Here is a 4,462-nt window from a genome sequence, read left to right as displayed (position 1 = left end):
GCCCCCGCCTCCGCCTCCACCTCCGACGACGACGACGAGGCGCTGCGCCGCTACCTGTGCGTGCACTACCCTCACAAGCTGTCCGCGCTGATCCGTGCCACGATGCGCCATCCCGCGATCGTCGAGCCGCTGACGCGCGTGATCGGACCGAATGTGAAGTCGATGCAGTCGATGCTGTTCATCAAGGCGGAGGGGAAGCCGGGACAGGCGTGGCACCAGGACGAGATGTTCATCCCGACCCGGGACCGCTCGCTGACCGCGGCCTGGATCGCGCTGGACGACGCCACCACCGAGAACGGCTGCCTGTGGGTGCTCCCCGGGTCCCACCGCAGGGGCGTGATCTACCCCAACCGCGAGCACGACGACGCGAGGTACGACTGCACCGTGGAGTCCTACGGCTTCCCCTGGACGGAGGAGGACGCGGTCCCGGTGGAGATGGCGGCCGGGTCCGTGCTGCTGTTCAACGGCTATCTGCTGCACAAGTCGCTGCCCAACACCGGCCGCCACGGCTACCGCAGGGCGCTCGTCCACCACTACATGAGCGCCGAGTCCCTGCTGCCCTGGGCGCGGCCGGAGGAGGGCGAGTCCGTGGCACAGGCCGACTTCCGCGACGTGGTGCTGGTCGCGGGCGAGGACCCCTACGCCTACAAGGGCACCACCGAGGTGCGGCGGCCCCGCGTGCGGCCGGACCGGGACGGCGGCTGCGACCGCTGACCCCGCCGGCGGGCCCACCGGCGGGATCATGAGCGGCCGGAACGTCGAACTCGTCCGGCGTCTCGGCCCCACCGTCGCGGACTACCCGCCGGGCTCGGCGTTCGGGCCCCGCCGGGCGCGCAGTCACGAGTTCGTCTGGCTGCTGGCCGGCAGCGCCACGTGGAGCCACGGCGGCGAGCCACTGCCGCTGGTCCCGGGAACGCTGCTGCTGGTGCGTCCTGGCATGCGCGACACGTTCCACTGGGACCCGCGCCGGCCCACGCGCCACGCCTATGTCCACTTCCGGCTGGCCGGGGACTGGGGCCCCGACGGCGACTGGCCGCTGGTCCGTGAACTCGGCGGCAGGCCCGACCCGATGGGCGCGCTCTGCCACTGGCTGCTCTGGCTCGGCTCCGCCTGCCCCCCGGGGTGGCGGCAGCAGGCGCGCGAGACGCTGCGCCTGCTGCTGCTCACCTTCACCGGCGGGCCCGAGCCGGGCCCCGGCCCCGCCCAGCTCCCGGGCCCCGTCGTGGCGATGATGCGCGCGGTGCGCGACCGCTGGTCCGACGGCGTGGCCAGGCCCGTTCCGCTGCCGGAACTCGCCGGGGCCGCGGGCGTCTCGGTCAGCACCCTGTGCCGCACCTTCCGCGCCCGCTTCGGCCTCGGCCCCGTCGCCGCGCTCGAACGCCTGCGCCTGGCCCGCGCCGAACCGCTGCTCTGGCAGAGCAACCTGCCGCTCTCCGCCATCGCCACCCAGTGCGGCTTCGCCGACGCGTACCACTTCTCGCGCCGCTTCCACGCGGTCTACGGCCTCGCCCCCAGCGCCTTCCGCGCCGCGCCCCCGGAGTCGGCGCCCGCCTCCCCGGTGGAGACGGCGGGCCTGACCGCCCTGGAGGAGCTGACCCCGGCCCGCCGCACCGCGGCTCCGTGAGACGGGGCCGGGCGCGCGGGTCAGAGCAGGGCGGCCGAGGGTTTGGCCATCGCCTTGACCGTCTTGCCGTCCACGAACTCGCCGATCGCGGTCATGTGCCACTCGCCCGAGAACTGGCGGACCAGCTTGCACATGACCACGCCGGTGCGGGCCTCGGCGTTGGTCAGGTCGTAGCGGACCAGCTCGTTCTCGCCCGAACGGCCCTCCAGCAGGCGGCAGTACGCCTTGGCGACGGCGTTGAGCTTCTGCCCGGTGAAGGAGTTGACCACGAAGACCAGGCCGGTCACCTCGGCGGGCAGGCGGCCGAGGTCCACGTTGATGACCTCGTCGTCGCCCGCTCCCTCGCCCGTCAGGTTGTCCCCCGAGTGCTCGATGGCGCCCTTGAGGATGCTCTTCTTCATGAACCAGCAGGCGGCCATCTGCTTGCGGTTCGCGTCGAAGGCGATCACCGACGCGTCGAGGTCGATGCTGCTCCCGCGGTAGGCGGGCTCCCAGCCCAGGCCCATCCGGACGGCGGTGAGCGGCGGGCGGCCCGACTTGACCAGGGAGACCGACTGGTACTTGGTGAGGGAGACCCGGCCCTTGTCCAGGTTGATCACGCCCCCGGCCGGGGGCGTGATCAACCTGGACAAGGGCCGGGTCTCCCTCACCAAGTACCAGTCGGTCTCCCTGGTCAAGTCGGGCCGCCCGCCGCTCACCGCCGTCCGGATGGGCCTGGGCTGGGAGCCCGCCTACCGCGGGAGCAGCATCGACCTCGACGCGTCGGTGATCGCCTTCGACGCGAACCGCAAGCAGATGGCCGCCTGCTGGTTCATGAAGAAGAGCATCCTCAAGGGCGCCATCGAGCACTCGGGGGACAACCTGACGGGCGAGGGAGCGGGCGACGACGAGGTCATCAACGTGGACCTCGGCCGCCTGCCCGCCGAGGTGACCGGCCTGGTCTTCGTGGTCAACTCCTTCACCGGGCAGAAGCTCAACGCCGTCGCCAAGGCGTACTGCCGCCTGCTGGAGGGCCGTTCGGGCGAGAACGAGCTGGTCCGCTACGACCTGACCAACGCCGAGGCCCGCACCGGCGTGGTCATGTGCAAGCTGGTCCGCCAGTTCTCGGGCGAGTGGCACATGACCGCGATCGGCGAGTTCGTGGACGGCAAGACGGTCAAGGCGATGGCCAAACCCTCGGCCGCCCTGCTCTGACCCGCGCGCCCGGCCCCGTCTCACGGAGCCGCGGTGCGGCGGGCCGGGGTCAGCTCCTCCAGGGCGGTCAGGCCCGCCGTCTCCACCGGGGAGGCGGGCGCCGACTCCGGGGGCGCGGCGCGGAAGGCGCTGGGGGCGAGGCCGTAGACCGCGTGGAAGCGGCGCGAGAAGTGGTACGCGTCGGCGAAGCCGCACTGGGTGGCGATGGCGGAGAGCGGCAGGTTGCTCTGCCAGAGCAGCGGTTCGGCGCGGGCCAGGCGCAGGCGTTCGAGCGCGGCGACGGGGCCGAGGCCGAAGCGGGCGCGGAAGGTGCGGCACAGGGTGCTGACCGAGACGCCCGCGGCCCCGGCGAGTTCCGGCAGCGGAACGGGCCTGGCCACGCCGTCGGACCAGCGGTCGCGCACCGCGCGCATCATCGCCACGACGGGGCCCGGGAGCTGGGCGGGGCCGGGGCCCGGCTCGGGCCCGCCGGTGAAGGTGAGCAGCAGCAGGCGCAGCGTCTCGCGCGCCTGCTGCCGCCACCCCGGGGGGCAGGCGGAGCCGAGCCAGAGCAGCCAGTGGCAGAGCGCGCCCATCGGGTCGGGCCTGCCGCCGAGTTCACGGACCAGCGGCCAGTCGCCGGCGGGGCCCCAGTCCCCGGCCAGCCGGAAGTGGACATAGGCGTGGCGCGTGGGCCGGCGCGGGTCCCAGTGGAACGTGTCGCGCATGCCAGGACGCACCAGCAGCAGCGTTCCCGGGACCAGCGGCAGTGGCTCGCCGCCGTGGCTCCACGTGGCGCTGCCGGCCAGCAGCCAGACGAACTCGTGACTGCGCGCCCGGCGGGGCCCGAACGCCGAGCCCGGCGGGTAGTCCGCGACGGTGGGGCCGAGACGCCGGACGAGTTCGACGTTCCGGCCGCTCATGATCCCGCCGGTGGGCCCGCCGGCGGGGTCAGCGGTCGCAGCCGCCGTCCCGGTCCGGCCGCACGCGGGGCCGCCGCACCTCGGTGGTGCCCTTGTAGGCGTAGGGGTCCTCGCCCGCGACCAGCACCACGTCGCGGAAGTCGGCCTGTGCCACGGACTCGCCCTCCTCCGGCCGCGCCCAGGGCAGCAGGGACTCGGCGCTCATGTAGTGGTGGACGAGCGCCCTGCGGTAGCCGTGGCGGCCGGTGTTGGGCAGCGACTTGTGCAGCAGATAGCCGTTGAACAGCAGCACGGACCCGGCCGCCATCTCCACCGGGACCGCGTCCTCCTCCGTCCAGGGGAAGCCGTAGGACTCCACGGTGCAGTCGTACCTCGCGTCGTCGTGCTCGCGGTTGGGGTAGATCACGCCCCTGCGGTGGGACCCGGGGAGCACCCACAGGCAGCCGTTCTCGGTGGTGGCGTCGTCCAGCGCGATCCAGGCCGCGGTCAGCGAGCGGTCCCGGGTCGGGATGAACATCTCGTCCTGGTGCCACGCCTGTCCCGGCTTCCCCTCCGCCTTGATGAACAGCATCGACTGCATCGACTTCACATTCGGTCCGATCACGCGCGTCAGCGGCTCGACGATCGCGGGATGGCGCATCGTGGCACGGATCAGCGCGGACAGCTTGTGAGGGTAGTGCACGCACAGGTAGCGGCGCAGCGCCTCGTCGTCGTCGTCGGAGGTGGAGGCGGAGGCGGGGGC

General features: G+C 73.1%; 4 protein-coding genes and 2 pseudogenes. 3 read left to right on the top strand and 3 right to left on the bottom strand.

Translation table 11 applies throughout. The annotated features are described in order from the left end of the window. Both ADY01_RS33310 and ADY01_RS33305 read left to right on the top strand, forming a co-directional pair. On the top strand, window positions 1–714 hold a 714-nt coding region (locus ADY01_RS33310; RefSeq protein WP_049580486.1), incomplete at its 5' end, for a phytanoyl-CoA dioxygenase family protein. Between the two features lie 28 nt (window positions 715–742). After that, the gene (locus ADY01_RS33305; protein ID WP_049580488.1) at window positions 743–1,624 is read left to right on the top strand and encodes an AraC family transcriptional regulator; all 882 of its coding nucleotides are present in this window, start codon (window positions 743–745) and stop codon (window positions 1,622–1,624) included. A gap of 20 nt (window positions 1,625–1,644) precedes the next feature. Here ADY01_RS33305 and ADY01_RS33300 read toward each other — a convergent pair. Next, a pseudogene (locus ADY01_RS33300) lies at window positions 1,645–2,235 on the bottom strand (TerD family protein); the annotation flags it as partial. On the opposite strand from ADY01_RS33300, the pseudogene ADY01_RS33295 reads away from it, so the two are divergent. After that, window positions 2,228–2,818: pseudogene (locus ADY01_RS33295) on the top strand (TerD family protein); the annotation flags it as partial. The pseudogenes ADY01_RS33300 and ADY01_RS33295 sit on opposite strands and share 8 nt — an antisense overlap. Before the next feature lie 20 nt (window positions 2,819–2,838). Here ADY01_RS33295 and ADY01_RS33290 read toward each other — a convergent pair. Together ADY01_RS33290 and ADY01_RS33285 are read right to left on the bottom strand one after the other, a co-directional pair. After that, complete coding sequence (locus ADY01_RS33290; protein WP_049580487.1) at window positions 2,839–3,720, bottom strand: AraC family transcriptional regulator; 882 nt, start codon at window positions 3,718–3,720, stop codon at window positions 2,839–2,841. 28 nt (window positions 3,721–3,748) lie between these two features. Next, on the bottom strand, window positions 3,749–4,462 hold a 714-nt coding region (locus ADY01_RS33285), incomplete at its 5' end, for a phytanoyl-CoA dioxygenase family protein (protein WP_049580486.1).

It is taken from the genome of Streptomyces sp. SBT349 (genome assembly GCF_001083795.1).
In the GTDB taxonomy this organism is placed as follows: Bacteria; Actinomycetota; Actinomycetes; order Streptomycetales; family Streptomycetaceae; genus Streptomyces.
This window is presented reverse-complemented; position numbering and strand designations above follow the sequence as displayed.

Bases quoted from the DNA above. Each gene is read 5' to 3' on its own strand.
- ADY01_RS33305 (WP_049580488.1), top strand. From the start codon at position 743: ATGAGCGGCCGGAACGTCGAACTCGTCCGGCGTCTCGGCCCCACCGTC.
- ADY01_RS33290 (WP_049580487.1), bottom strand. From the start codon at position 3,720: ATGAGCGGCCGGAACGTCGAACTCGTCCGGCGTCTCGGCCCCACCGTC.